Below are 24502 nucleotides of genomic sequence, written 5' to 3'. Positions count from 1 at the left end.
TCAAGTTTTCCGGGTCAGTTTCCGGGTCAGCCCGAGCAGCTGCCGGGCCGGTCCGGTGGGCCGCTGACCGGTCGGCCAGACGGCCCGCAGCGGGCGGCGCAGGTTGATCCCCTCCAGCGGCACCTCGACCAGACGGCGGGTCGCCAGCTCCTCGACCACGGCCAGCTCGCTCAGGCAGACCGGCTCGGAGCCGGTCATCGCGGCGGCCTTGAGCGCGGTCGAGGAGGCCAGTTCGAGCCGGGGTGCGGCGGTGCCGCCGAACGGGGCGAGGGCCTGGTCCAGCACCTCGCGGGTACCCGAGCCCGGTTCGCGCAGCACCAGCGCGGTGGCGGCCAGTTCGGTGCCGCTCAGCGCCGAGCGGCGGCGGGCCCACGGGTGGGAGGGGCCGACCACGACCACCAGCCGGTCGGCGGCCACCACCGCGCCGGACAGGCCCGGCGGGATGGTCGGCCCCTCGATGAAGCCGAGGTCCGCGTCGCCCCCCAGCACGTGCGCCGCGACGTCGCCGGAGTTCGCGGTGCGCAGCGTCACCGCCGTGTCCGGGCTGACCTCGTGCAGGGCCAGCAGCCACCCCGGCATCAGGTACTCGGCGACGGTCAGGCTGGCGACCACCCGTAGCCGGGTGTCCCGGTGCTCGCGCAGCGCGTCGATGCCCGCGTCCAGCGCCCGCGCGGCCTCCACGACGTTACGGGCCCACTCCACCACCAGCCGGCCGGCCTCGGTCGGGCGGGAGCCGCGCGGCGACCGGTCGAGCAGGGCGACCCCGATCTGCTGCTCCATCCCCTTGATCCGGGCGCTGGCGGCGGGCTGGCTCACGCCGAGTTCGGCGGCCGCCCGCCCGACGCTCCCCAGCCGGGCCACGGCGACCAGGAGCTCCAGCGCGCCGAGCTCCGGGACGCGGGCGGAGAGGCCGCGCGGGGGGTGCGGAGGCCGGGCGGAGATCGGTGAAGCCATAGGCCCAGGTTATGTCGCCATAGGGCGGAGCACGCTACCGGAGATCGTCCGGGCGAGGCACGTTGGACTCATGGCCACCATCACCGCACCCCCGACGGACACGCAGCCCGCGACCGAGCACCCCGCGACCGGACTCCCGGCGGCCGGACACCCGTCGACGGAGGCTCCGGCGGCCGGCCACCCCGCGGCCGAAGCCCCGGCGGCCGCGTACCGGCTCGACCTCGGCCGGCTCGGTCCGAACTGGTACGCCGCCGTCATGGGCACCGCGATCGTCGCCAACGGTGCGGCGGCCCTCCCCGTCCACCTGCCCGGGCTGATCGGATTCGCCGAGCTCGTCTGGGCACTGGCCGCCACCGCGCTCGTCCTGCTGATGGCGGGGCGGGCCGTGCACCACACCCGCCACCGCGCCACCGCCCGCGCCCAGCTGTTGGACGACCCGGCCACCGCCGTCTTCTACGGCTGCCCGCCGATGGCGCTGCTCGCGGTCGGGTACGGCACGCTGGTGGTCGGCTCCCGGGTGATCGGCACCGGCCCTGCCGTGGCGATCGACCTGGTGCTCTGGGGAGCCGGCGCGGTCAGCGCCGTACTGGTGGCTGTCGGGATCCCGTACCTGATGATCACCCGGCACCGGCTGCCCGCCCTCCAGGGCAACCCGACCTGGCTGCTCCCGGTCGTTGCGCCGGTGGTCGCGGCCTCGCTCGGCCCCGCGCTGATCCCGCACCTGCCCGGCCAGTGGCAGCTCCCGATGCTGTACACCTGCTGCCTGCTGCTCGGGGCCGGGCTGCTGGCCACCGCGCTGCTGCTGCCCGTGGTGCTGGCCGGCCTGCTGCACAGCAAGCTGCCCACCCTGGTGCTCGCCCCCTCGCTGTTCCTGGTGCTCGGGCCGCTCGGCCAGTCCACCACCGCCGGCAACCAGCTCGCCGACGCGGTCAAGCGGGTGCTCCCGGGCGCGGCCGGGCCCGTGCTGGCGGTCTCCGTGCTGTACGGCGTCGCGGTCATGGGCTTCGCCCTGCTCTGGCTGCTGATCGCCGCCGCCGCCAACCTGCGGGCGCTGAAGGCCGGGATGCCCTTCGCGATGACCTGGTGGGCGTTCACCTTCCCGGTCGGCACCCTGGTCACCGGCGCCGCCGGGCTGGCCCGGCACACCGGCTTCGCCGGGTTCACCGCCCTGGCGGTGGGGCTGTTCGCCCTCCTCCTGACGACCTGGGCGATCGCCACCACCCGCACCCTGTCCGCACTGGCCGGCCGGGAGCTGCTGCACTCCGCCGAGGCGGCGCCCACCCGTTGACGGATCGGCACACGGGCCCTCGGGTGGTGCAGGTTCACGCGCCGGCGTGAACCCGCACCACCCGAGGGCCTCTTGCTTGCTTGCCCTGCGGGACGGACGCGGCGCCGGGACGTCCAGGGATCGCCGCCTGGCTGCACCGGGGCGTGGTCGCGGGTGAGCGGGCGTAGCCCGGGGGAAGGCCACGGCCGCCGGATCGCATCGGCCGCCTGCTGGGAACGGCTGTGGAGCACGGCTCACGCCTGCGTGAGCGGTACGGGACCTCGGGCATTGTCCCGGCTGGGGAGGCCGCCGTCGCGGGAGTACGGCGAGTACGGCATGCCCCGGCCCGTCGAACGCCTGGAGTGCCGTACGTCTCGGCCCGTACGCCTCGGCCGAACACCGCGTCAGCCGGTGGCGACCTCGGGGGAGTAGTAGCCGTAGGAGGTCGGCGGCTGCTGACGGGGGATCGGGAACTGCTCGCCCGGCGCGGTCCAGAAGCCCTCGCGCAGCGACAGTGCCATGCCGGCCCAGTCCAGCGCGGTCTCCACGGTGTGGTGCAGGGCCTCCTGCGACCAGGTGTCGTCGAAGACCAGCGGCAGGACGGGGGCGACCTGCTCGATGGTGGCGATCAGCGGGTTGTGCGTGATCGCCTCGTCCACCAGCAGGACGACCGGCTTGCGCAGCGCGGAGGCCCAGCCGAGCTCCAGGCTGACACCGGCCGAGAGCGGTGCGCCGACGTAGGCGAAGACCAGGTCGGCGGTCTGCAGGGCGCGGAAGTCGGACGGGACGCGGGGCTCGGGGGCCCGGCCCGCGACGGACCAGGCGTCGCTGTGGTGGGCGCTGTAGACGGCGGCGCCGCTGCGCAGCAGCGTGGACCGCAGGGTGGTCAGCCGGGTGCGGCTGGCCAGTGTCACCACGCTGTCGGCCGGTCCGGTCAGCCGCATGAGCGGCGCGGCCAGGAACACCCGAGCGCGCCGACCCTCGTGGGTCTGAACGGCGCGATTGCGCAGGTAGGGCTCACTCATGTCGACTCCGGGGGAGGGGGGAGACCGGGGGGACGTCCGTTCATGGCCGACGGTGCCTGTCGGGGGTGCCCTGCCGGGATCCAGCGCTTTTGGCCATTGGTGCTGCGGATAAGTTGAAGAGACAACGTCAAGGTGAGGGCAGTTGATGCCAACACAGCGGGACGAGCCGATCGTCCAACGGGCGCAGCCGGTACGTCCACTGACTGACGGTGTCATCTGGGTGCCTGGCAGGCAGATGACGCACTCTCCAGAAAGCGGGTGGCGTGACACTGGCTTCAGGGTGCGGCATGATCTGAGCTAATGTTCGAGGCTTCATTTGTCCGGTGAGGCATAACTCTGAGGAAGGATTTGGTCGCAATGTCTCGCATGCGCCTTTTTGTTCGCTTCGTCGTTGTGCCACTTGTCATGAGTGCGGCGACGTTGGTCGGGGGCAATCCGGCAGTGGCCGGCGACAGCGCCTGGACGCGAGTCGTTGTGCACGCGGCCCCCGCCTCGCAGGTGACGGCGAGCGCTCAGTCCCTGGTGGCGCCGGGGGACTCGGCCTGGACCTGAGTGCCGCGGTAGCACGTGCCGTGCCCGGACGAACGGGGCGTCCGGGCGGGACGGCTAGTCGAAGGCTTCCTTCGACTCGTGCGGCTCATGGGTACTTTGGGCAAGTACGTAGCCGAGTTGGAAGAGCGACTCGACGTGGTACTCCTCACGCATCTCCGCAATATGCCGGGCCAGAGTGCGCTCGCTGATGCCCAGTCTGCGAGCGATAACGCGGTGATTGGTCCCCTTGAGAAGCAGGTCCACGATCGTCTGACGGAGTCGTGAGACGACCTGCGGAGGTACTGTCCGGGTTCCGTCAAAATCCAGTCCCCGGCTCCAGTTCCGCTCGAATACCTCCTCCACGAGGTAGCTGATGACAGCCTGATCGTGAATGAACGCCGCCAAGTTGAGGTCGTCCACGACCGGAATCACCGCGGTACGTCGATCGATCACGATCAGCCGGGTGTACGGCTCGTCCAGTGTCCGCACCTGACCGCCGTGTTCGGCTATCGTCGCGACATACTCGCGGGTCGGGGTGTGGTAGCGGGTACTCGGGTGGTAGATCGTCCGAATGGAAGCCCCGCGGCGGAGCATCTCCAGATCCCGGGTGATCACCCCGGCCAGTGCCTCCGGCGGACGCGGGCCGCCCGGCTGCGCGGCGAGCATCTCCTCCATGCAACTGCTCACCAGCTGGCCGAGCCGCTGGTTTATCAGGACCTTGCCCCGGACGTACTCGATCGTCCCGCCGGCCTGCTCGGGCGTGCGGAAGTCCTCGGCCAGCTCCTGGAGGTCGGCGGGCAGCGAGACCGCCCGGCTCAGCAGGTCCAGTGCCTTCCGCTGCCACATGCTGCTCAGGCGGGCCGACAACTGCTCGGGGTCGACGGCGACCAGGACGTCCGGGCTGTCGGTGTCCGGTACCAGCAGGCCGATGTCCACCAGTTCGAGCAGGTGGTCGCGGTCCACCGAACCGTTCCCGTCGGAGCACAGGCGTCCCTGGGAGCGGAGGACGGATCGGTAGAGCTCCCGGGCCTGGGCGGAGAGAACGCCCAGCCTGCCAGAAGTGAGGCCGGGCTCGTCCGTCTCACTCATCTGGGGCTCCTTGCCGTTGGCCGAACAGATGGATGGGCACTGTGTGCCCACCGGGATCATAGGCGTCAATACCGGTGCGCGACGGGCCGAGTCGGACATGCACCTCGCCTGCCGCAGGCTGGTGGCACTCTCTCATCAGATGGAAGCCGCCGGCACCCCCCTGGTGGGGGGTGCCGGCGGCTGGGGCCCTGCTCACTACCGTGGTCCTGTTCACTACCGTGGCCCTGCTCACTACCGCTTCGGGCGCCAGACCACCAGCGCGCTGGACTGCTGGACCTGCTGGTACGGGACCAGGTCGCGGCGGTAGGAGGCGTGCACGGCGGCCTCCCGCTGCTGGAGCGCGCTGGCCGCGCCCTCCAGTGAGTCGGCCAGCTCGCCGATCCGGGACTGCAGCGCGGCGACCTGGTTCTCCAGCTCGATGATCCGCTTGATGCCGGCCAGGTTGATGCCCTCGTCCTGGGAGAGCCGCTGCACCTCGCGCAGCTGCTGGATGTCCCGGGCCGAGTACCGCCGGCCCCGGCCCGCCGTACGGTCCGGGCAGACCAGCCCGAGGCGGTCGTACTGGCGCAGCGTCTGCGGATGCAGCCCCGACAGCTCGGCGGCCACCGAGATGACGTAGACCGGCGTCTCCTCGGTGAGCTGGTAGGCATGGCGGGGCGCGCCGCCGGCCCTGGGCGGGCGGCGGCCGCCCGGCAGGCCCTCACCGAGGCCGGGGCCGATCGGATCCTGGTCCATCATCGGGTCACGCTCCCTCCGTCGCCCGGAACAGGGCGGCTCGCGGGTCGTCCGAGGCGGTGGCCTCGCGGTACTGCTCCAGCGCCGTCAGCGCGTCGCCTTCGACGAGCTTCGGGACCGTGACCTCGACGGTGACCAGCAGGTCCCCGCGAGTGCCGTCCTTGCGGGTGGCGCCCTTGCCACGGGCCCGCAGGGTGAGCCCGTTGGCACTGCCGGCCGGCAGCCGGAGCTTCACCGGCGGGCCCGCCAGGGTCGGCACCTCGATGGTGCCGCCCAGCGCCGCTTCGGGGAAGGACACCGGCACGGTGACCGTCAGATTGTCGCCCTTGCGGCCGAAGACCGGGTGCGGGTCGACGTGCACCGTGACGTAGAGGTCGCCCGGCTGGCCGCCGCGCTCGCCCTGGGCGCCCTTGCCCTTGAGTCTGATCCGCTGGTCGTGCTGGACCCCGGCCGGGATGCGGACCTGCATGGTGCGGGCCGAGCTGGCCCGGCCGCTGCCGTGGCAGACGGTGCACGGGTCGTCGACCAGCATGCCGCGGCCCTTGCAGTCCCGGCAGGGCTCGGAGAGCGCGAAGGCGCCCTGGCCCCGGCTGACGGTGCCCGCGCCGACACAGGTCGGGCAGACCCGCGGGGTGGTGCCGGCCTTGGCGCCGGTGCCGCTGCACACCCGGCAGGGGGCCTGGCTGGTCATCCGGAGCGGGACGGTCGCGCCGTCGACCGCCTCCTCGAAGCTGAGCGTCACCTCGGTCTCGACGTCGGCCCCGCGGCGCGGCTGGGCCTGCCGGGTGCCCCGGTTGAAGAGGCCGCCGAAGACGTCGCCGATGCCGCCGCCGCCCCCGCCGGGGGCGCTGTTGAACAGGTCGCCGAAGTCGAAGCTGCCGGTGCTGCCGCCCGGGCCGCCGGCCCGGTAGCCGCCGGCGCCGAAGAGGCTGCGGGCCTCGTCGTACTCCTTGCGGCGCTTGTCGTCCGAGAGGACGTCGTACGCCTCGGAGATGTCCTTGAAGCGGTCCTCCGCCTTGGTGTCACCCTTGTTGGCGTCCGGGTGGAACTCGCGGGCCAGCTTCCGGTACGTCTTCTTGATCTCGGCGGTGGTGGCGTCCTTGGGCACACCGAGGACCTTGTAGTAGTCCTTCTCCACGTAGTCCTTGGCGCTCATGGCTGCCACAACCTCCCGAAGTATGCCGTTCTGATGGCGCCGGATACGGCGCTGCGGAGCCGTGCGTCGTACTGGACGACGTACGACTCCGCAGCGCACAGAGTGTCAGCTTTCGGCCGCACCGTCAGCCTTGTCGGCTGCGTCCGGGCCGGGCTTCTCCGCATCCGGGGCACCCGTGGTCTGGGCGCCGGGCTGCGGTTCGGCCACCGCGACCATCGCCGGGCGGATGATCCGCTCGCCGATGCGGTAACCGGGCTGGAGGATCTGGACACAGGTGTCCTCGGTGACGTCCGAGGAGTAGCTGTGCATCAGTGCCTCGTGCAGGGTCGGGTCGAAGGACTCGCCCTCCTTGCCGAACTGCTGCAGGCCCAGCTTGGCGACGACCGTCTCCAGGTTGTCGGAGACCGACTTGAACCCGCCCGTCACCTCGCCGTGCTCACGGGCCCGGCCGATGTCGTCCAGCACCGGGATCAGGGACTCCAGGATGTTGGAGACCGCGATCTCGCGGACCGTGAGCCGGTCGCGCTCGACCCGCTTGCGGTAGTTCTGGTACTCGGCCTGAAGGCGCTGCAAGTCGGCCGTACGTTCGGCCACCTCACGCTGCGCGGCGGCGAGCTCCTCCGAAGCGCCTCCCGAGACCGCCTCTTCGGCGGCCTTCAGGACGGCCTCTTCGGCAGCGGAGTCGTCGCCGGGCTTGTCGCCCTGCGGCTTCTCCGTCATGCCGCACCGCCCTTGGGCTTCTCGTCGTCGACGATCTCGGCGTCGACCACGTCGTCCTCGGCCTTGGCGTCGTGCGGGGCGTCACCGGCCGGGGCGGCACCCGCGGCGTCGGCGTTCGCGTACAGCGCGGTGCCGAGCTTCTGGGCGGTGGTGGACACCTTCTCGGTGGCCTCGCGGATGGCCGCGATGTCCTCGCCCTTCAGCTTCTCCTTGAGCTCGGTGAGCGCCGTCTCGACCTCGGTCTTGACGTCCTCGGGGAGCTTGTCGGAGTTGTCCGCGATGAACTTCTCGGTCGAGTAGACCAGCTGCTCGCCCTGGTTCCGGGTCTCCACGGCCTCGCGGCGCTTGTGGTCCTCCTCGGCGTACTGCTCGGCCTCGCGCATCATGCGCTCGATGTCGTCCTTCGGCAGCGCGGAGCCACCGGTGACGGTCATCCGCTGCTCCTTGCCGGTGCCGAGGTCCTTCGCGCCGACGTGCATGATGCCGTTGGCGTCGATGTCGAAGGTGACCTCGATCTGGGGCAGGCCGCGGGGGGCCGGCGGCAGGCCGGTCAGCTCGAACATGCCGAGCTTCTTGTTGTACGCCGCGATCTCGCGCTCGCCCTGGTAGACCTGGATCTGCACGGACGGCTGGTTGTCCTCGGCCGTGGTGAAGATCTCGGACCGCTTGGTCGGGATCGTGGTGTTGCGCTCGATCAGCTTGGTCATGATGCCGCCCTTGGTCTCGATACCCAGGGACAGCGGGGTGACGTCGAGCAGCAGGACGTCCTTGACCTCACCCTTCAGCACACCGGCCTGGAGCGCGGCGCCGATGGCGACGACCTCGTCCGGGTTGACGCCCTTGTTGGCGTCCTGGCCACCGGTGAGCTCCTTGACCAGCTCGGCGACGGCCGGCATACGGGTCGAGCCACCGACGAGCACCACGTGGTCGATCTCGGACAGGTTGATGCCCGCGTCCTTGATCACGTTGTGGAACGGCGTCTTGCAGCGCTCCAGCAGGTCCGCGGTGAGCTGCTGGAACTGGGCGCGGGTGAGCTTCTCGTCCAGGTGCAGCGGGCCCTCGGCGGAGGCCGTGATGTAGGGCAGGTTGATCGAGGTCTCGGAGGACGAGGACAGCTCGATCTTCGCCTTCTCAGCGGCCTCGCGCAGGCGCTGGAGGGCCATCTTGTCCTTGGAGAGGTCCACGCCGTGGCCGGAGTGGAAGACCTTCACCAGGTGGTCGACGACCTTCTGGTCCCAGTCGTCACCGCCGAGGTGGTTGTCACCGTTGGTGGCCTTCACCTCGACGACGCCGTCGCCGATCTCCAGCAGGGACACGTCGAAGGTGCCACCGCCGAGGTCGAAGACCAGGATGGTCTGGTCGTCCTTGTCCAGGCCGTAGGCCAGCGCGGCGGCGGTCGGCTCGTTGACGATGCGCAGGACGTTGAGGCCCGCGATCTCACCGGCCTCCTTCGTCGCCTGGCGCTCCGAGTCGGAGAAGTACGCGGGGACGGTGATGACCGCGTCGGTCACCGTCTCGCCCAGGTACGCCTCGGCGTCGCGCTTCAGCTTCTGCAGGATGAAGGCGCTGATCTGCTGGGGGTTGAAGTCCTTGCCATCCAGGTTGATCTTCCAACCCGTACCCATGTGGCGCTTGACCGAACGGATCGTCCGGTCGACGTTGGTGACCGCCTGACGCTTGGCGACCTCGCCGACGAGCACCTCGCCGTTCTTGGCGAAGGCGACGACGGACGGCGTGGTCCGGGCGCCCTCGGCGTTCGTGATGACGGTGGGCTCGCCACCTTCGAGAACGCTGACGACCGAGTTCGTCGTACCGAGGTCGATACCGACCGCGCGTGCCATCGTAGATACCTCCACAGAGAAGTTGAGCTTTACAGGCTCAAGCATGCATGACGCCGGGGACATCGTCAACAGCTATGAGTCGGAGTGGCGCAACTTTACTGCGCGCTTATGGGTGAATGAAATGGCGGGAACCGCTCCGGCCTGGGCTTCAGCCCCTCCGATCCGGCCTTGGGGCGCTCCGGTCAGGGCCTGCCGGGCCCCTCCGGCCGGGGCTCCGGAGGGGCCGGTCGGGGTCGGGGTCGGCCGGGCGGCGGCCGGCGGCGGGTTGGGCCAGGAGGGTGAGCGTGGCCTTAGTGACTGCCGCCATACCCTGCGCATCTTCTGGAGGGGTATTGACGGACGGTAGTGTCCGCCCCGGTCGGCTCGATAAGTTACCGCCCAGTACACTTGCTTGGACCCCTATCTACCCCTGCTACGAAGCCCCTGGAGACGGAGAGCCGATGCAGCTAGCAGCGATCGTCATCTCGCTGGTCACCACAGTGATCGGCATCGCGCTCGCCGCCCGGGCGGGCGTGTACATCTACAAGGTGGTGAAGACCGGCCAGCCGGACGCCACCCGGACCGCGAACCCGGTGCAGCGCGTCAAGACGGTGGCCGTGGAGTTCCTCGGCCACACCCGGATGAACCAGTGGGGCGTCGTCGGCGTCGCGCACTGGTTCGTCGCGGTCGGCTTCTTCAGCCTGATCCTCACCCTGGTGACCGCCTTCGGCCAGCTCTTCGAGGCGTCCTTCCAGATCCCGTGGCTCGGCACCTGGACCCCGTTCGAGATCTTCACCGAGCTGGTCGGCACGCTCACCACGCTGGGCATCCTCGTCCTGATGGTGATCCGGCTGCTCAGCCTGCCGGGCCGGGCCGGCCGCAAGTCCCGCTTCGCCGGCTCGATCGCCTGGCAGGCCTTCTACGTCGAGTACACGATCCTCGGCATCGGCCTGTGCATCATGATCCTGCGCGGCCTGGAGGGTGCGCTCTCCGGCGTCGACTCGTACGAGGCCGGGTTCCTGATCTCGTACCCGCTGGTGGCGGCCTTCCGGGGCCTGTCGCACGGCACGCTGGTCAACCTGATCTACCTGTTCGCGATGCTGAAGATCACGATCTCCTTCGCCTGGGCGACCACGATCGGCATCAACCCGTCGATGGGTGTCGCCTGGCACCGCTTCCTGGCCTTCTTCAACATCTTCTTCAAGCGCGAGGAGAGCGGCGCCGTCGCGCTCGGCGCGCTGCGGCCGATGACCAGCGGCGGCGCCCCGATCGACTTCGAGGACCCGGCCGAGGACGCCGTCTTCGGCGTCTCGCAGGTCGAGCACTTCTCCTGGAAGGGCATCCTCGACTTCTCCACCTGCACCGAGTGCGGCCGCTGCCAGTCGCAGTGCCCCGCCTGGAACACCGGAAAGCCGCTCTCGCCCAAGCTGCTGATCATGAGCCTGCGGGAGCACGCCTTCGCCAAGGCGCCGTACCTGCTCGCCGGCGGCGGCAAGGACACCGAGGGCAACGAGATCGCCACCCCGGAGCAGCTGAAGGACGTCCCGGCGGCCGCACTGGCCGAGGCCGAGCGCCCGCTGATCGGCACCGCCGAGGAGAACGGCGTCATCGACCCGGACGTGCTCTGGTCCTGCACCAGCTGCGGCGCCTGCGTCGAGCAGTGCCCGGTGGACATCGAGCACATCGACCACATCGTCGACATGCGCCGCTACCAGGTGATGATCGAGAGCTCCTTCCCGACCGAGGCCGGGACGATGCTCAAGAACCTGGAGAACAAGGGCAACCCGTGGGGCATGGCCACCAAGGCGCGCCTGGACTGGGTCAAGGAGCTGAAGAAGGAGACCGGCATCGAGGTGCCGGTCATCGGCCAGGACATCGAGCCGGCCGAGGTCGAGTACCTCTACTGGGTCGGCTGCGCCGGCGCCCTGGAGGACCGCGCCAAGAAGACCACCAAGGCCTTCGCGGAGCTGCTGCACACGGCGGGCGTCAAGTTCGCGATCCTCGGCAAGGAGGAGACCTGCTCGGGTGACTCCCCGCGCCGCCTGGGCAACGAGTTCCTGTTCCAGATGCTCGGCGCGCAGAACGTCGAGACGCTGAACGCGGCTCTGGAGGACGCCCCGACCAAGCGGATCGTCGCCACCTGCCCGCACTGCTTCAACACCCTCGCCAACGAGTACCCGCAGCTGGGCGGCCACTTCGAGGTCATCCACCACACCCAGCTGCTGCAGCACCTGATCGACGAGGGCAAGCTCATCCCGGTCAACCCGGTCGAGGGTCTGATCACCTACCACGACCCGTGCTACCTGGGCCGTCACAACAAGGTCTACAGCCCGCCGCGCGAGATCATGGACAAGGTCCCCGGTCTGCGCCAGCAGGAGATGCACCGCCACAAGGAGCGCGGCTTCTGCTGCGGCGCCGGTGGCGCGCGGATGTGGATGGAGGAGCGGATCGGCAAGCGCATCAACACCGAGCGGGTGGACGAGGCGCTGTCGCTCAACCCCGACATCGTCTCCACCGCCTGCCCGTTCTGCCTGGTGATGCTCTCCGACTCGGTCAACGGGAAGAAGAACGAGGGCGCGGCCAAGGAGCACCTGAAGGTGGTCGACGTCGCGCAGCTGCTGCTCGACTCGGTCAAGGCCCAGCCGGTCGAGCCCGAGCCGGAGCCGGTCGAGGCCTGACGCACCGCCTGACCCGCGTCCGTCCCGGTCCGCCCCGCCCGCCCCGCACGCCTTTCGGCGGGCGGGGCGGACCGCATTCCGGGGCCCCGCGATTCCCCGGCCTTTGCGCCGGGTTTGCGCACGGTTTGCCGGTGCGGACCGGCCGGAGGCGATGGCCTAGCATTTCGCCTCATGAGCGATGGTGGGGGAATACCAGGTCAGAGCGGCGCCGACCCGGGCTGGAACGGACCGCAGCAGCGGCCCGCGTACGTGCCCCCGGCGCCCGCCGAGCCCGACTGGGAGGCACTGGCGCAGCGGAACCAGCAGGAGGACCGGCGACGCACGAGGCTGAAGATCGGCGGCGCGGCGCTCGGCGTGCTGCTGGTGGGCGGCATGGTGGCGGGCGCGCTGGTGCTCCAGCAGCCGGGCGGGAGCGGCCCGGCCGCGTCGGCCCACGCGGCGCCCGCGAGCGGTACGGCCGCCGGCACACCGCTCGCCGACCCGGGCTCCCCGTCCGCCTCACCCGACGCCTCCGCGCGGACGGTCAAGGTCGACGACCGCGGCGGCCACCACCCGCTGTCGCTGAGCCACGGCGCGGTGCTCGGGCCAACCGAGGGACACAACGGCCAGACGCTGGTCCTCAACAGCAGCCCGGAGGCGTACGCGCAGACCAACACGGTGGTGGTGAACACCGCCAAGAGCTTCACGGTCTCCGCGCTGGTCCGCAACAACGCCCCGACCGGCGGCCGCTCGGCGGTCAGCCAGGGCAGCGACAGCTACTACTCCTTCGACCTCGGCCGGGACTACTGGGCCGGGCACAACCAGTGGGTCTTCAAGGTGCAGACCGCCGCCGGCGGCCAGGACGACACCACCTACCAGGCGTTCTCCAAGACCCCCGCCACCACCGGGCAGTGGACCCTGCTGACCGGCGTGTACGACGTGGCCGCCAAGAAGATCTCGCTCTACGTCGACGGCCGGCTCGCCCAGACCACCGCCGTCAAGGGGGTCTGGCACACCAGCGGCCCGCTGCAACTCGGCCGGGTCCGGTACAAGTCCGCCTGGAGCGACAGCTGGGACGGCGCGATCACCGACGTCCAGGCGTGGGACCAGGCGCTGCCGGCCGCTCGGATCGCGCAGCTGGCGGCGGGGGGCAGTGGCGGCGGCGGTGCTGCCGCGGATGCGCCGCCGATGGCGGGCTGGCTGCTCCCGTAGGGGCCCCGTAGCCACTCGGGCAGGCACTCCGGTGGGCACTCGGGTGGGCACTCGGGCCGGGCGTTGCGCCGGTTTCCGGGGCGGCTTTCGGGCGCCCTTCCGCGCGGGCTTCCGCGTGGGCTTCCGGGCGGGCTTCGGGGCTGAGTTTCCGGCCGGGGGTTTCGCCCGGGGGTTTCGTGCGGGACTTTCGCTCGAGGGGCTCGCGCAGGGCTTTTGCGAGGGCTTTCCGGGCGGCTTTCCGCCAGGCTTTCCGCGGGTGGGCGGTGGTGCGACCACGGCCGACCCGTGGCCCGGGAACAGCCGGGGGCCGGCCGTGGCGGCTCGGAAGGATCTTGGTTGCAGTAGCACTAGTGATACTGATCAAGCCGCCAGTGGAACGCCTGTGCTTTGGAAGGAAATACAGTAGGCGCTGGACACGCGATGTGCGCGTCCGCCGACCACGGACCGGGGGACCGGTGCAGCCGCACCCATGCCTCCCGCCGTTCGCCGGCAGTAGCGGTCACCGATTGGCGACACCGGCCCCCTGACGGCGGTCCGGGACGCACCGGAGCAAGGGGAGAAGCACAGACCATGACCCAGGCAATCATGCTGGTCGGTGGTAAGGGCACACGGCTGCGCCCGCTGACCACCCACACGCCGAAGCCCATGCTCCCCGTCGCCGGTGTGCCGTTCATCGCCCACCAGCTGGCCCGGGCCGCGGCCGCCGGTGTGACGCGGGTCGTGCTGGCGACCTCGTACCTCGCCGAGGTCTTCGAGGACCACTTCAAGGACGGCAGCCCGTACGGCATCGAGCTGGTCTACCTCACCGAGGTCGAGCCGCTCGGCACCGGCGGTGCCATCCGCAACGCCGCCTCCGGCCTCACCTGCGGCCCGGACGAGCCCGTGCTCGTCTTCAACGGTGACATCCTCTCCGGCCTGGACATCGCCGCCCTGCGCGACAGCCACGTCGCCGCCGGTGCGGACGTCTCCCTGCACCTGACCCGGGTCGAGGACCCGCGCGCCTTCGGCCTGGTGCCCACCGACGCCGACGGCCGGGTGCTGGAGTTCCTGGAGAAGCCGGAGACTCCCGAGCAGATCATCACCGACCAGATCAACGCCGGCTGCTACGTCTTCACCCGTTCGGTGATCGACCGCATCCCGACCGGCCGTGAGGTCTCGGTCGAGCGTGAGACCTTCCCCGAGCTGCTCGCCACCGGCGCCCTGCTGCGCGGCGTGGTCGACACCTCGTACTGGCTCGACCTCGGCACCCCCGCGGCCTTCGTCCGCGGCTCCGCCGACCTGGTGCTCGGCAAGGTCGACTCGCCGGCCGTCCCCGGTCCGACCGGTGACGCGCTGCTGCTGCCCGGCGCCGACGTGCACCAGGGTGCGGTGCTCAGCTCCGGCACGGTGGTCTCGGAGGGCGCGGTGATCGAGGCCGGTGCGATCGTCGAGGGCAGCGTCATCCTGCCCGGCGCGGTGATCGGCGCCGACACCTTCGTCAAGGACTCCATCGTCGGCGCGTTCGCGAGCATCGGCGCCCGGACCTCCCTGGACGGCGCGGTGATCGGCGACGGTGCGATCGTCGAGTCCGACAACGAGCTGCCGAACGGCGTCCGGATCGCCTGCGGCACCCTGCTGCCCGTCGGCGCGGTCCGCACCACCGCGGGCCCCGGCGGCTGCCCGGCCGGCGAGGCCTCGGCGGTCGTGGTGCACGGCCGTGTGGTCGGCGCCGACCACTGACGCCTGCCGCTGACGTTCCTGGCGTCCCCGGCGTCCCTGACGTCCCTGACGTCCCTGACGTCGGCCACTGACGCCGGCTCGCTCGCGTCGTCACTCCGGCACCCCGTCACAGGCCTGCTGCAATCCGTCGCCGGTCCGATGACCGGCCGGTGCCCGGTGGGCCGAACCGGGTACCTTCGGAGCGTGGCTGGCAACGGATACGACAACGGTCAGGGCGCCGCCGACCCCCGGCAGGGGTGGTCGGCGGCGCCCGGTGGCGCACGCGGCGGAGCAGACGGCGGTGCGGGGGAGCCCGGCTACTTCACCGGGCCGCCCGGCTCGCCGCAGGACCGGTACGCGGCCCCGGACCGGTACGCGGCTCAGGACACGGACCCCTACGCGGCCGACCGTCCGGGCAGCACCCGGGCGTTCACGGTGGGCACCGGGATGCCGTACGGGGAGCAGTACCAGGAGCACGACGGGTACGACGCGCAGTACCCCGGCGAGCGCCCCGACCAGTACCCCGCGCAGGACAACGTCGCGGTGTACCGGGCCGGCGGGCAGTCCGCACCGCACGTCTCGGGGCCCCGGCTGGGCTGGAAGGCGCTGCTGACGGGGATCTACCGGGACCCGACCCACACGTTCGACCGGATGCGCGACCACCAGGTCTGGCTGCCGGCCCTCACCGTCTCGCTGGTCTACGGCGTGCTCGCGGTGCTGGGCATGGGCTCGACCCACAACGACGTGGTCGATTCGACGTTCTCCATCGCCCTCTGGGCGATCGCCGGAACGGCCGTCGCCTTCACCCTGGCCGGCGCGATGCTGGGCGGCGTGACGTACGCGCTGGCCCGTCGGCTCGGCGGGGACGGCCCGTGGCAGTCGACCGTCGGGCTGGCCGTGCTGATCGGCTGGACGACGGACGTGCCGAGGCTGCTGCTCGCGCTCTTCCTGCCCACCGACAACATCGTGGTCCAGCTGCTGGGGTGGGCCAGCTGGCTGTTCTGCGCGGTGCTGCTCACCATCATGGTGCGCCGACTGCACGATCTTCCCTGGGGCAAGGCGGCCGGGGCGGCGGCGCTGCAACTGCTCGCGCTGCTGGTGCTGATCAAGCTCCCGACGCTGGGCTGAGCTGCTTCGCGGGCTCGCGGCTGTGTGGTGGCGGGGTGGCGGCGGGGTGATCGGTGGGTCGAGCGGTGTCCGACGGGCGTTGACTAGGGTGGGGGCTGTCCCGCTTCCCCTGTCCTGCCCTTCCGCACGGAGCCACCGGATGACCCTCCTCCCCACCACTCACGTCAGCTTCCCCGCCGGGGCGGTGACCGGCGAGTCGCCGGTGCTCGCCGTCCACCCGCTGGCCGACGGCCGGTACGCCGTGGTCACCGAGGCGACCCCGTTCCACCCGCTCGACCACACCTGGCCCGACCAGCCGGCCGACCTCGGCTCGCTCACGGTCGGCGGCGTCGAGTACCCGGTGGTGGACTGCCTGACCGGCGCGGTCGGCCCGGCGGACCCCGCCGTGCTGGTCGGCTCGGACATCCCGGTCCGGCGCGGGGACGAGGAGTGGTCCTGGCTGGTGCTGCACGTGCTGGCCGCCGAGCCGGCCGCCGACCTCGTGGGCCAGGTCGCCGCCCTCCGCGTCGACGCCGAGCGCCGTGGTCTGCTCTCCGCCTCGCACAGCGGCTGCCACCTGCTCGCACTCGCCCTGAACGCCGCGCTGGCCGCGCGCTGGCGCAAGGACCCGGGCCGCGCGGACGCCTTCGGCAACCCCGACTTCGACAGCCTCGCGATGGCCTCCTCCGTGATGGACACCGAGGCCAGTACGGACGTCTACCGCCTCGGCAAGTCACTCCGCAAGAAGGGCTTCACGGTCGAGGCGACGGAGGACTTCCCGGCGCTCACGGACGCCCTGCCCGCCCTCACCGAGGCCGTCAACACCCAGCTCGCAGCCTGGGTCGCGGCGGACGCCCCGGTCCGGATCGAGGTCCCCGGCCCCGAGCTGACCGCCCGCCGCCAGTGGCACTGCGAGCTCCCGGCCGGACCGGCCGAGATCGCCTGCGGCGGCACCCACCTCCACCGCCTGGGCGAACTCGCCGAGCTGCGTACGGAGTTGCTGCTCTCGGCGGACGGCAGCGAGCTGACGGCCGTCACCCGTCCGAAGCGCGCCTGACGCCCCGAACATGCCCGGCATGCCGGAGGGGAGGCGGGTGGGTACCCGCCTCCCCTCCGGGGTGGCTCAGCAGTCGGTCAGCCGCGCTTCAGCCGCGCTCCAGGGGCGGCTCAGCGCCGGCTCAGCGGTGGTTCACACCGGGCTGCGATGGAAGTTCAGGTACGAGCGCGAAGGCGTCGGGCCACGCTGGCCCTGGTAGCGCGAGCCGTAGCGCTCGGAGCCGTACGGGTGCTCGGACGGCGAGGAGAGCCGGAACAGGCAGAGCTGGCCGATCTTCATACCGGGGTAGAGCTTGATCGGCAGCGTGGCGACGTTGGACAGCTCCAGCGTCACGTGCCCGCTGAAACCGGGGTCGATGAAACCGGCGGTGGAGTGCGTCAGCAGCCCGAGCCGGCCGAGGCTGGACTTCCCCTCCAGCCGCGACGCCACATCGTCGGGGAGCGTGATCACCTCGTACGTGGAGGCGAGCACGAACTCGCCCGGGTGCAGGATGAACGGCTCGTCGCCCTCCGGCTCGACCAGCCGGGTGAGGTCGGGCTGCTCCTCGGACGGGTCGATGTGGGGGTAGCGGTGGTTCTCGAACACCCGGAAGAAACGATCCAGCCGGACGTCGATGCTTGAGGGCTGGACCATCGAAGGGTCGAACGGGTCGATCTTGACCCGGCCCTTGTCGATCTCGGTTCGGATGTCCTTATCAGAGAGCAGCACGCTTCGAGGTTACGTGCACTGACGTGCCCCGGACGAATCCGCCGGGGCGCCGCTGCCTCGTCACCCCTGCTCAGACCGGGAACTCCGCCGCCGCCGACTCCAGCGCCCGCGCCAACTGCACCCCCGACAGCTCACCCACATCGGCCGGCACCGAACTGCGCAACCGCCCGCACCGCGGACACCGGATCAACCGCCCGGGCCCCAGCCGCCCGGCGCCGAGATTCTGCATCGGGAACGTCGCGGTGCTGAACAGATGCCCCTCGGCACAACGGACGACAGTGCGCTGCTCCATCGATTTCCCATCCCTCTGCCCGTACCCGTGGACACCCGAACGAGGCCCAACACCCCGGGACAGCGTCACATTAGGGGATGTTCCGGACACCCCACCCGCAGGCTCGCCGACCCCACCCACCCCGACCCGGACGGCACACGGGACACACGTACCGAGCCGGTCCGGCACATGGGGTAGAGTGGGCGACGATCGAGCGGTCACTGACGGTTCGTCACGCGGGCGTAGTTTAATGGTAGAACATGAGCTTCCCAAGCTTATAGCGCGAGTTCGATTCTCGTCGCCCGCTCAGAGGTAAAGCCCCAGGTCAACGGCCTGGGGCTTTCTTGTTGTCTAGACCAATTATGAGAGTCGCACCACTAGCGCACCGGTAACCACGGACAACGGCGGGCAGGGGTGGTCGGTGGGTGCGGCGCTGTCGCGCTCCTGGCCGCAATGCGCTGAGCTATGAGCTCTTCGGGCGTCGTTGGTGCTTCGCAGCCCTGTGGTTCCTTTCAGCTATGGGCCGGAGGCAGATCAGTTGTAGGTACTGATTTCGATCAGGTTGCCGTCCGGGTCGCGCAGGTAGGTGCTGGTGATGGCGCCTTGGGCACCGGTGCGCGGTACGGGGCCTTCCTCCACGGGCACTCCGCAGGCCGACAGGTGGGCCAGGACGTGTTCTTGCGGCGTGTCGGTGACCAGGCACAGGTCGGCGCTGCCGGGGGTGGGATGCGTGGCGTGCGGGAGGAGTTCGCGGCCGACTTGGTGGAGGTTGATCTTGCTGGTGCCGAAGGCCAGCGCGCGGCGTCCCTCGCCGAAGGTGAGCGGGCGCATGCCCAGGACGCGTTCGTAGAAGTCGACGGTCTGTTCGATGTCGGCGACGGTCAGCACCAGGTGGTCCAGGCCGGTGATCCGGATCCCCGGCCCCGCGTCGGGGGCGTACCGGCTGAGCTGCTGCACGCAGGCCTCCCACGTCGCGGCGGAGAGCAGGTCGCGCGAGCGGGTGAACAGCCGGTGCAGGGCGGGGCCGTAGCGGTCGGCGAGGTCGGCGTTGTGCGCCAGCACGTCGAGTTCGTTGGCGGCGGTGATGTCGAGGAAGGCGCGCAGGTCCTGCTCCGGTGGGGTGTACTCACGGCCGGTGAAGCGGTCATGGAAGACCACCGGTCGCCCGTTTTCGAGTCGTGGATACACGGCGCTGCGGTCACAGCTCGCGTAGAGGTGGACCAGTGCCTCGGCCCGTTCGCCGATCAGCTCGGCGAGGAGTGCGCGCTCGGTGGGGTCCGCCAGGGCTTGGTCGAACCCGTCGGTTCCGTACGCCGCGTGACACAGCCCCGCGGCCTGCACGTCCGGATCGGAGCCCCACTCGCCCAGGAGGCGCGCGACGCGGATCAGGTGCTCCAGGAGCGTACCGCCGGGGTGGGGCATCTCGCCGGCGCCCCGGGCGCGTAGGAACTCCTCGACGGTGGGCCACGTCGCCGCGCGGCTCGGGCCGCCTTCCGGGTTGTCGTCGGACGGGTCGATCCGCCGCATCACGCCTCCTGGTCGGTTGCGCGAGCCACCTCGGCGACCAGCTGCGCCGTGATCGGGGTTTCGACGCCGTGGGCGGCCCCGGCCCGCAGGACGGCTCCGCCGATGGCGTCGAGTTCGAGCGGGCGTCCGGCTTCGGCGTCACGCTGCATCGAGGACTTCATCGTCTGCGGGGCGCGGTCGAAGAACGAGCGCACGGTCTCGGTCGCCACGGGTGCGCCGGTGGCCTGTGCCACGGCGGTGATTTCGTCGAGCACGGCCAGCAGTTCGTTACGCCGCTCGCTGCGGATGGTGCCGACCGCCGTCTGGTAGCGGGTGGTCAGCAGGGCGAACGGGGCGAGGAAGGCGAGTTTGTCCCAGAGCATCGCTGTCTCGTCGGTGCGCAGGGCCACGCCGAGGCCGGCGTGCCGGAGCCGGTCCGCGAACTCGTCGAGTGGCGCGGCCAGTTCGAGGTTGCTGAAGGGGCTGGTGTGGAGGATGCGTCCTGGTGAGGTGCGGGTGGCCTCGACCCTGATCGTGCCGGCGACGACCTTGGCCGAGGGGTAGCGCTCGCGGAGCACGGCCAGGTGGTCGAGGCCGTTGAGCAGCGGGACCACGATCGCGTCGCCGAGGACATGGGCCGGTACACGGTCGAGCGCCTCCTCCAGGGCGGTCTGCTTGACCGTCACGAAGACGGCGTCCACCGGCTGGCGCAGCTCTGTGTCGGCCTCCACCGCTGCGGTGAAGTCCCCGTACTGGGCGCTCTCGACGCGCAGGCCGTCCCGGCTCAGTACGGCTGCGGTCTCCTCGCCGGCCAGGCAGATGACGCGGTGTCCGTCACGGGCGAGCAGCGCGCCGATGAGGCCTCCGACGCCGCCCGGTCCGAGGATGGCCACCGTCCGGTTGGTTGTGGTCACGTGCGCGCTCCTGTCGTCCTTGGGAGACCGGTTGGTGTGGTCGGGCTGGAGGCTGAGTGGTGGGAACCGGTCGGGTGGACAACTGTGTTTTCCCCTCGGCAGGTTGCGGGTCGGCACCCGCCATGCGATCACCGTGTCCGGATCGGGTGAAAGCAGCGGGCGGGTTGCCGCCCTGGGCCCTGCAGCGATGATCAAGCATGTCGGAAACCCAAGTCAATCCACGGGTTTGCTGGCACATGCCCAAGCGATACCTTGGGTCACTGTGACTCTTGACGATCTCCGTGTCTTCGCCGCGGTCTGCCAGGCCGGCTCGCTGAGCGCCGCCGCCCGCGACCTGTCCTGCACGCAGTCTGCGGTCAGTCAGCATGTGAAGCGACTGGAGCGGGAGTTGGGCCTGAGCCTGCTCGAACGGCACACGCGGGGGGTGGTGCCGACTCTGGCCGGGCGCATGCTGCACGCGGCGGTCACCGAGGGCCTGGGGTGCATCGACCACGCACTGCGGCGGCTCGAGGAAGTGGCACGCGCGGAAGGCGGGTCGGTGCGGGTCACGACAGGGGCCACGACCGTCCGGCACTTCATGTCCGCAGCCGTCGTCGACTTCCGGCGGCGCTTTCCCCAGGCCAGCCTCGAATTCCAGACCGAAACCTCCAGTCGCGGCTGCTTCGACGCGCTCGCTGCCGGCGGCGTCGACCTCGCCTGGATCACCCTGGGGCCCGCGACTCGCACCATTGAGCAGCGCCCTGTTGTCGAGCTTCCCTGGGCGCTTGCCGTGTCGGCAGCCGATCCGCTGGCGGCCAAAGCCTTCGTGGAGCCAGCCGACCTGCAGGAGGCCCGGCTCATAGGACTCCCGGAGAACTCGACCTCCCGCCTGCAACTCGGCACCTGGCTCGCGGAATCCGGGATCCGGCCGGTGTTCGACACCAGCGTCGCCGACTGGGACACTGCGATCCTGCTGGCCGAGCTGGGGCTGGGCCACGCCGTCGTCCCGGCCCTGCCCGCCTGGAGCGGTCCCGGACACCCGGATCTGCGGCTGATCCCCATCCCCGCCCTCCCGGCCCTCACCGCAGGCTGGGCAGTGCGCCGCTGGGACGCTCTCTCCCCGCTGGCCCGCGCGTTCGCCGAGACCGTCGCGCACCACTGCGGCAAGCAGACCGTCCTTGGATAGACGCAGGCTGACGGGCGCGTCCAACCTCGAGTGGTGATCAGCCGCTTGATGCGCACCTTTGCCTTCGGCGTCATCGACAGCGTGTGTCAGTTCCAGCCCGGTACCGGTGGGAGCGGCCACCTCGTCGGGGTCGGCAGTGGCAGGTCCGAGCGGAGCAGCGGGTCTCTGCCGCGTCCGGCGAGCCAGGCGAGCAAGGTGTGGCCCGGGCCGGTGACGGTGGGGCCGGTCGCGGAGAGCGTCCAGGATCGGTCGAGGTCCTCGGCGTCGATCCGGGCGACGGGGAAGTGATGGGCCGCCAGTGCGGTGAGGGTGTCGTCGAGCGCCCAGGTGACGTAGTCGGCGGGCCAGTTGGCGGTGGTGTAGCCAAGGTTCAGGTCGGCATGGTGGGTTTCGAGTTCGCGTCGGCAGCGGTGCAGGGTGAACCAGGCCGGGTGCCGCCAGCCCGCCAGCGCGGTGACCAAGGTGGTCCAGCGTTCGGCGGGCATGGACGCCGCCTCGTCGAGTAGTCGGTCCAGGCTGGTGCGCAGGTCGGCGACGAGTTCGGTGCTACTGCGCCCGGCGCCCTCGTGCAGCGCGCGGTCCAGCGTGGCGGCGTCGGCCCGGGGGCCGGGCTCGGTGCCGGTCCGGGCGAGGGTCAGCAGCCAGCGGTAGACGTCGGCGCTGCGGGCGAGGTGGGTGACGACGTGGCCGCGGCTCCAGCCGTGCAGCGCCGACGGCTCGCGGGCCTGGAGGTCGGTCAGCGCGTCGAGAGTCGTGCCGAGGCGTGCGGCGGAACTGTGGACGCCGTCGAGGACGAGCGCGATGTCGGCCGGGGCGATAGCGATGTTGTCGGACACGGGCCCGTACTCTACGGCCCGCCTGCGAGCAGGTCACCGACGGCTGCGATGCCCTCGGTGATGGCGCGCTCGCTCACGTTGCCGAATCCGAGGACGAGTTGCGCGGGCGCGGCGGCTCGCGAGGCGCGGCATGCGCTCATGCCGTACAGGCTGACGGAGCGGGCACGGGCCGCGGTGACGACGTGGTACTCGTCGGCGCCGCCGGGCAGGTGGGCGACGGCGTGGAAGCCGGCCGCCAGGCCGGTCACCGGCAGGCCGGGTGCGTGCTCGGCGAGCGCGGCGAGCAGGGCGGTGCGGCGGGACGCGTAGCTTGCGCGCATGCGGCGCAGATGGTGGTCGAAGCGGCCGGACTCGATCAGCCTGGCCAGGGCGAGCTGGTCGAGCGTGGGCGTGCCCCGGTCGCTCAGGTGCTTCTGCTCGGCGAGCGGTCCGACGAGATCGGGCGGGCAGAGCATCCAGCCGATCCGCAGCGCGGGTGCGAGGGACTTGCTGACGGTGCCGATCGCGATGACCCGGTCGGGCGCCAAACCCTGGAGCGCGCCGACGGGTTCGCGGTCGTACCGGAACTCGGCGTCGTAGTCGTCCTCGATGACGATCGCGTCGCGATCCCTGGCCCAGTCGAGCAGCGCCAGTCGCCGCTCCGGGGCGAGGGCGACGCCGGTCGGCCACTGATGGGCGGGAGTGACCACGACGGCGCGGGCGTCGGTCGTGGCCAGTGCCCGCACCTCGATGCCGTGCTCGTCGACCGGCACGGGAACCGCGCGCAGGCCCGCCGCGGAGGCGGCCGCGCTGACGGTGGCGGGCGAGCCGGGGTCCTCGAAAGCCACGGTCCGCACACCCGCACCCGCGAGGACGTGGAGCGCGAGGCCGAGGTCCTGGGCGTAGCCGTTGCACACGACGATGCGCTCCGGGTCTGCCGCAGCCGCGCGGACCCGGCGCAGGTAGCCGGCCAGCACCTCGCGCAGGTCCGCGCTGCCGCGAGGGCAGCCGTAGTCGAACGCCGCCGTCGGCATGGCGCGCGCGGCCTCGCGCGTCGCCCAGAGCCAGTCCTGGACTGGGAAGGCACCCAAGTCCGGTACACCCCAACGGAAGTCGGCCATCAAGCGCGGGTGCGTGGCCGACGGCCGGGCGGCCGCGAGCGGGACTGCGGCTCCGGCCGCCACCCGGGTCGCCGAGCCGGGCGGGTCACCAGGTAGCCCTCGGCCTGGAGTTGGGCGTAGCACTCCTGCACCAGGCCGCGCGAGAGCCCGAGCGTGCGGGCGGGGTCTTCGCTGTACGGATCACCGACGCATTCCAGGGCGACGCTCCCCACGTCCGTTCCCACGACGGACGAGTGCTCACGTCCTCAGGAGCCTGACTGGTCGGGCAGGACGCAGCCCGCATTCAACCCAGCCAGGTCCGACTATCGCGGGCAACGGCGAAGATGCTCGCCACCTGCTCACCCGACAGCCTTGGCGACCGGCCGGACAGCCCTTGATCGACTCGCGCCCCGTCCACCATGAGCACTGGGGCAAGCGCCGAGCTGACCTTGAGTGACGCGGCCCCACGATCGCAAGCACGGGTAGCACCGGGACGGAGAAGCCGCAGCGGGCGGTGAGCAGGCGCTCGACTCGCGTCGCTTCGCTCTGGCTGGCCGGGACATACCGCGTCGAGGAACGGTTCACTGTGACGGCGTGGTCTCCCTGCCAGACTGCTGCCCCGCGATGATGCTTCGTGTTGACCGTGAAGACTCCGGGCGGTCCGATGGCGAGATGGTCGATGTCTGTCCCGCTGGACCATTGCACCGAGTGAAGGATCTCCCAGCCGTCCCGCCGAAGACGGTTCAGTCGGCCACCGACGATGCGCTCTCCGCGTAACCCCACCGCCCAGGTGTGTGCAGGGGTCTTCTCCTTGTCGAGCCAGTAAGCGAGGCGCCGCTTCCACCAGGTCGGCTCGACCTCTGCGAGCATCCGACGCAGTGCCTCACCGGGCTTGTTGTGAGCTTGCTCCGCTTTGACGGACACCATCGGTGTGGTGGTCAGACCGCGAGGACGCTCTCGTACTCGGCGGGACTGCGGTAGCCGAGGCTGCTGTG

20 protein-coding genes, 1 tRNA gene and 1 pseudogene are annotated in these 24502 nt (G+C 71.0%); 8 read left to right on the top strand and 14 right to left on the bottom strand.

The features are described from left to right. Positions 1 to 954, bottom strand: a complete 954-nt coding sequence (locus ABD330_RS21875; protein ID WP_344467620.1) for a LysR family transcriptional regulator — start codon at positions 952 to 954, stop codon at positions 1 to 3. A gap of 70 nt (positions 955 to 1024) precedes the next feature. On the opposite strand from ABD330_RS21875, the gene ABD330_RS21870 reads away from it, so the two are divergent. Beyond that, positions 1025 to 2242, top strand: a complete 1218-nt coding sequence (locus ABD330_RS21870) for a TDT family transporter (protein WP_344467619.1) — start codon at positions 1025 to 1027, stop codon at positions 2240 to 2242. Positions 2243 to 2625: 383 nt separating this feature from the next. On the opposite strand, the gene ABD330_RS21865 is transcribed toward ABD330_RS21870, so the two are convergent. The 6 genes from ABD330_RS21865 to dnaK all read right to left on the bottom strand — a co-directional run bounded on the left by ABD330_RS21865 (position 2626) and on the right by dnaK (position 9318). Further along, a complete protein-coding gene (locus ABD330_RS21865) occupies positions 2626 to 3246 on the bottom strand; it encodes a hypothetical protein (RefSeq protein WP_344467618.1) in 621 nt (206 codons plus the stop codon). Positions 3247 to 3852: 606 nt separating this feature from the next. Further along, a complete protein-coding gene (locus ABD330_RS21860) occupies positions 3853 to 4866 on the bottom strand; it encodes a helix-turn-helix domain-containing protein (RefSeq protein WP_344467617.1) in 1014 nt (337 codons plus the stop codon). Positions 4867 to 5097: 231 nt separating this feature from the next. Then, a complete protein-coding gene (locus ABD330_RS21855) occupies positions 5098 to 5604 on the bottom strand; it encodes a heat shock protein transcriptional repressor HspR (protein WP_344467616.1) in 507 nt (168 codons plus the stop codon). Positions 5605 to 5608: 4 nt separating this feature from the next. Next, positions 5609 to 6757 (bottom strand): molecular chaperone DnaJ, encoded by a 1149-nt coding sequence (gene dnaJ, locus ABD330_RS21850; protein WP_344467615.1) that lies wholly within the window; start codon positions 6755 to 6757, stop codon positions 5609 to 5611. A gap of 105 nt (positions 6758 to 6862) precedes the next feature. Further along, positions 6863 to 7477, bottom strand: coding sequence for a nucleotide exchange factor GrpE (grpE, locus tag ABD330_RS21845; RefSeq protein ID WP_344467614.1), 615 nt, complete (start codon positions 7475 to 7477; stop codon positions 6863 to 6865). Beyond that, complete coding sequence (dnaK, locus tag ABD330_RS21840) at positions 7474 to 9318, bottom strand: molecular chaperone DnaK (protein WP_344467613.1); 1845 nt, start codon at positions 9316 to 9318, stop codon at positions 7474 to 7476. The genes grpE and dnaK overlap by 4 nt, the downstream gene beginning before the upstream one ends. Before the next feature lie 440 nt (positions 9319 to 9758). On the opposite strand from dnaK, the gene ABD330_RS21835 reads away from it, so the two are divergent. The 5 genes and pseudogenes from ABD330_RS21835 (at position 9759) to ABD330_RS21815 (ending at position 17028) form a co-directional block, all read left to right on the top strand. Next, positions 9759 to 11975, top strand: a complete 2217-nt coding sequence (locus ABD330_RS21835; RefSeq protein ID WP_344467612.1) for a (Fe-S)-binding protein — start codon at positions 9759 to 9761, stop codon at positions 11973 to 11975. A gap of 171 nt (positions 11976 to 12146) precedes the next feature. After that, positions 12147 to 13166 (top strand): LamG domain-containing protein, encoded by a 1020-nt coding sequence (locus ABD330_RS21830; protein ID WP_344467611.1) that lies wholly within the window; start codon positions 12147 to 12149, stop codon positions 13164 to 13166. A 570-nt stretch (positions 13167 to 13736) separates the two neighbouring features. Further along, a pseudogene (gene manB / locus ABD330_RS21825) lies at positions 13737 to 14801 on the top strand (mannose-1-phosphate guanylyltransferase); the annotation flags it as partial. A 267-nt stretch (positions 14802 to 15068) separates the two neighbouring features. Next, positions 15069 to 15992, top strand: coding sequence for a Yip1 family protein (locus tag ABD330_RS21820; RefSeq protein WP_344467610.1), 924 nt, complete (start codon positions 15069 to 15071; stop codon positions 15990 to 15992). Between the two features lie 139 nt (positions 15993 to 16131). Next, positions 16132 to 17028, top strand: a complete 897-nt coding sequence (locus ABD330_RS21815; RefSeq protein ID WP_344467609.1) for an alanyl-tRNA editing protein — start codon at positions 16132 to 16134, stop codon at positions 17026 to 17028. A 132-nt stretch (positions 17029 to 17160) separates the two neighbouring features. On the opposite strand, the gene dcd is transcribed toward ABD330_RS21815, so the two are convergent. Together dcd and ABD330_RS21805 are read right to left on the bottom strand one after the other, a co-directional pair. Further along, complete coding sequence (dcd, locus tag ABD330_RS21810; protein WP_344467608.1) at positions 17161 to 17736, bottom strand: dCTP deaminase; 576 nt, start codon at positions 17734 to 17736, stop codon at positions 17161 to 17163. Positions 17737 to 17806: 70 nt separating this feature from the next. Beyond that, complete coding sequence (locus ABD330_RS21805; RefSeq protein WP_344467607.1) at positions 17807 to 18028, bottom strand: hypothetical protein; 222 nt, start codon at positions 18026 to 18028, stop codon at positions 17807 to 17809. A gap of 215 nt (positions 18029 to 18243) precedes the next feature. Here ABD330_RS21805 and ABD330_RS21800 point away from each other — a divergent pair. Next, positions 18244 to 18314: transfer RNA gene (locus tag ABD330_RS21800), tRNA-Gly, on the top strand. A 227-nt stretch (positions 18315 to 18541) separates the two neighbouring features. Here the strand turns inward: ABD330_RS21800 and ABD330_RS21795 are convergent. Both ABD330_RS21795 and ABD330_RS21790 read right to left on the bottom strand, forming a co-directional pair. Further along, positions 18542 to 19534: a VOC family protein gene (locus tag ABD330_RS21795; RefSeq protein ID WP_344467606.1), complete on the bottom strand. Its 993-nt coding sequence runs from the start codon at positions 19532 to 19534 to the stop codon at positions 18542 to 18544. Continuing rightward, on the bottom strand, positions 19534 to 20427 hold the full coding sequence (locus ABD330_RS21790) for a ketopantoate reductase family protein (protein ID WP_344467605.1): 894 nt from the start codon (positions 20425 to 20427) through the stop codon (positions 19534 to 19536). Before ABD330_RS21790 ends, ABD330_RS21795 begins: the two co-directional genes overlap by 1 nt. Positions 20428 to 20689: 262 nt before the next feature. Here ABD330_RS21790 and ABD330_RS21785 point away from each other — a divergent pair, with 262 nt between their 5' ends. Continuing rightward, positions 20690 to 21592 carry a LysR family transcriptional regulator gene (locus ABD330_RS21785; protein ID WP_344467604.1) on the top strand — a complete coding sequence of 301 codons (903 nt, stop codon included), beginning with the start codon at positions 20690 to 20692 and terminating at the stop codon, positions 21590 to 21592. Positions 21593 to 21678: 86 nt separating this feature from the next. On the opposite strand, the gene ABD330_RS21780 is transcribed toward ABD330_RS21785, so the two are convergent. The 3 genes from ABD330_RS21780 to ABD330_RS21770 form a co-directional block, all read right to left on the bottom strand. After that, a complete protein-coding gene (locus ABD330_RS21780; protein WP_344467603.1) occupies positions 21679 to 22428 on the bottom strand; it encodes a maleylpyruvate isomerase family mycothiol-dependent enzyme in 750 nt (249 codons plus the stop codon). 11 nt (positions 22429 to 22439) lie between these two features. After that, a complete protein-coding gene (locus ABD330_RS21775) occupies positions 22440 to 23498 on the bottom strand; it encodes an aminotransferase-like domain-containing protein (protein ID WP_344467602.1) in 1059 nt (352 codons plus the stop codon). Positions 23499 to 23765: 267 nt separating this feature from the next. Next, complete coding sequence (locus tag ABD330_RS21770; protein WP_344467672.1) at positions 23766 to 24377, bottom strand: nuclease-related domain-containing protein; 612 nt, start codon at positions 24375 to 24377, stop codon at positions 23766 to 23768. Positions 24378 to 24502 lie beyond the last annotated feature (125 nt).

Origin of the sequence: Kitasatospora kazusensis (assembly GCF_039529945.1) — a bacterium.
Taxonomy (GTDB): domain Bacteria; phylum Actinomycetota; class Actinomycetes; order Streptomycetales; family Streptomycetaceae; genus Kitasatospora; species Kitasatospora kazusensis.
Note: the sequence above shows the minus strand (reverse complement) of the source record. Positions and strands in the feature narration are given on the sequence as shown.

Excerpts from the sequence above, each read along its gene's own strand:
- ABD330_RS21805 (WP_344467607.1), bottom strand. The coding sequence starts at position 18,028 with ATGGAGCAGCGCACTGTCGTCCGTTGTGCCGAGGGGCATCTGTTCAGC.
- ABD330_RS21860 (WP_344467617.1), bottom strand. The coding sequence starts at position 4,866 with ATGAGTGAGACGGACGAGCCCGGCCTCACTTCTGGCAGGCTGGGCGTT.
- ABD330_RS21875 (WP_344467620.1), bottom strand. The coding sequence starts at position 954 with ATGGCTTCACCGATCTCCGCCCGGCCTCCGCACCCCCCGCGCGGCCTC.
- ABD330_RS21835 (WP_344467612.1), top strand. The coding sequence starts at position 9,759 with ATGCAGCTAGCAGCGATCGTCATCTCGCTGGTCACCACAGTGATCGGC.
- ABD330_RS21855 (WP_344467616.1), bottom strand. The coding sequence starts at position 5,604 with ATGATGGACCAGGATCCGATCGGCCCCGGCCTCGGTGAGGGCCTGCCG.
- dnaJ (WP_344467615.1), bottom strand. The coding sequence starts at position 6,757 with ATGAGCGCCAAGGACTACGTGGAGAAGGACTACTACAAGGTCCTCGGT.
- ABD330_RS21870 (WP_344467619.1), top strand. The coding sequence starts at position 1,025 with ATGGCCACCATCACCGCACCCCCGACGGACACGCAGCCCGCGACCGAG.
- dnaK (WP_344467613.1), bottom strand. The coding sequence starts at position 9,318 with ATGGCACGCGCGGTCGGTATCGACCTCGGTACGACGAACTCGGTCGTC.
- ABD330_RS21865 (WP_344467618.1), bottom strand. The coding sequence starts at position 3,246 with ATGAGTGAGCCCTACCTGCGCAATCGCGCCGTTCAGACCCACGAGGGT.
- ABD330_RS21770 (WP_344467672.1), bottom strand. The coding sequence starts at position 24,377 with ATGCTCGCAGAGGTCGAGCCGACCTGGTGGAAGCGGCGCCTCGCTTAC.
- ABD330_RS21795 (WP_344467606.1), bottom strand. The coding sequence starts at position 19,534 with ATGCGGCGGATCGACCCGTCCGACGACAACCCGGAAGGCGGCCCGAGC.
- ABD330_RS21815 (WP_344467609.1), top strand. The coding sequence starts at position 16,132 with ATGACCCTCCTCCCCACCACTCACGTCAGCTTCCCCGCCGGGGCGGTG.
- grpE (WP_344467614.1), bottom strand. The coding sequence starts at position 7,477 with ATGACGGAGAAGCCGCAGGGCGACAAGCCCGGCGACGACTCCGCTGCC.
- ABD330_RS21830 (WP_344467611.1), top strand. The coding sequence starts at position 12,147 with ATGAGCGATGGTGGGGGAATACCAGGTCAGAGCGGCGCCGACCCGGGC.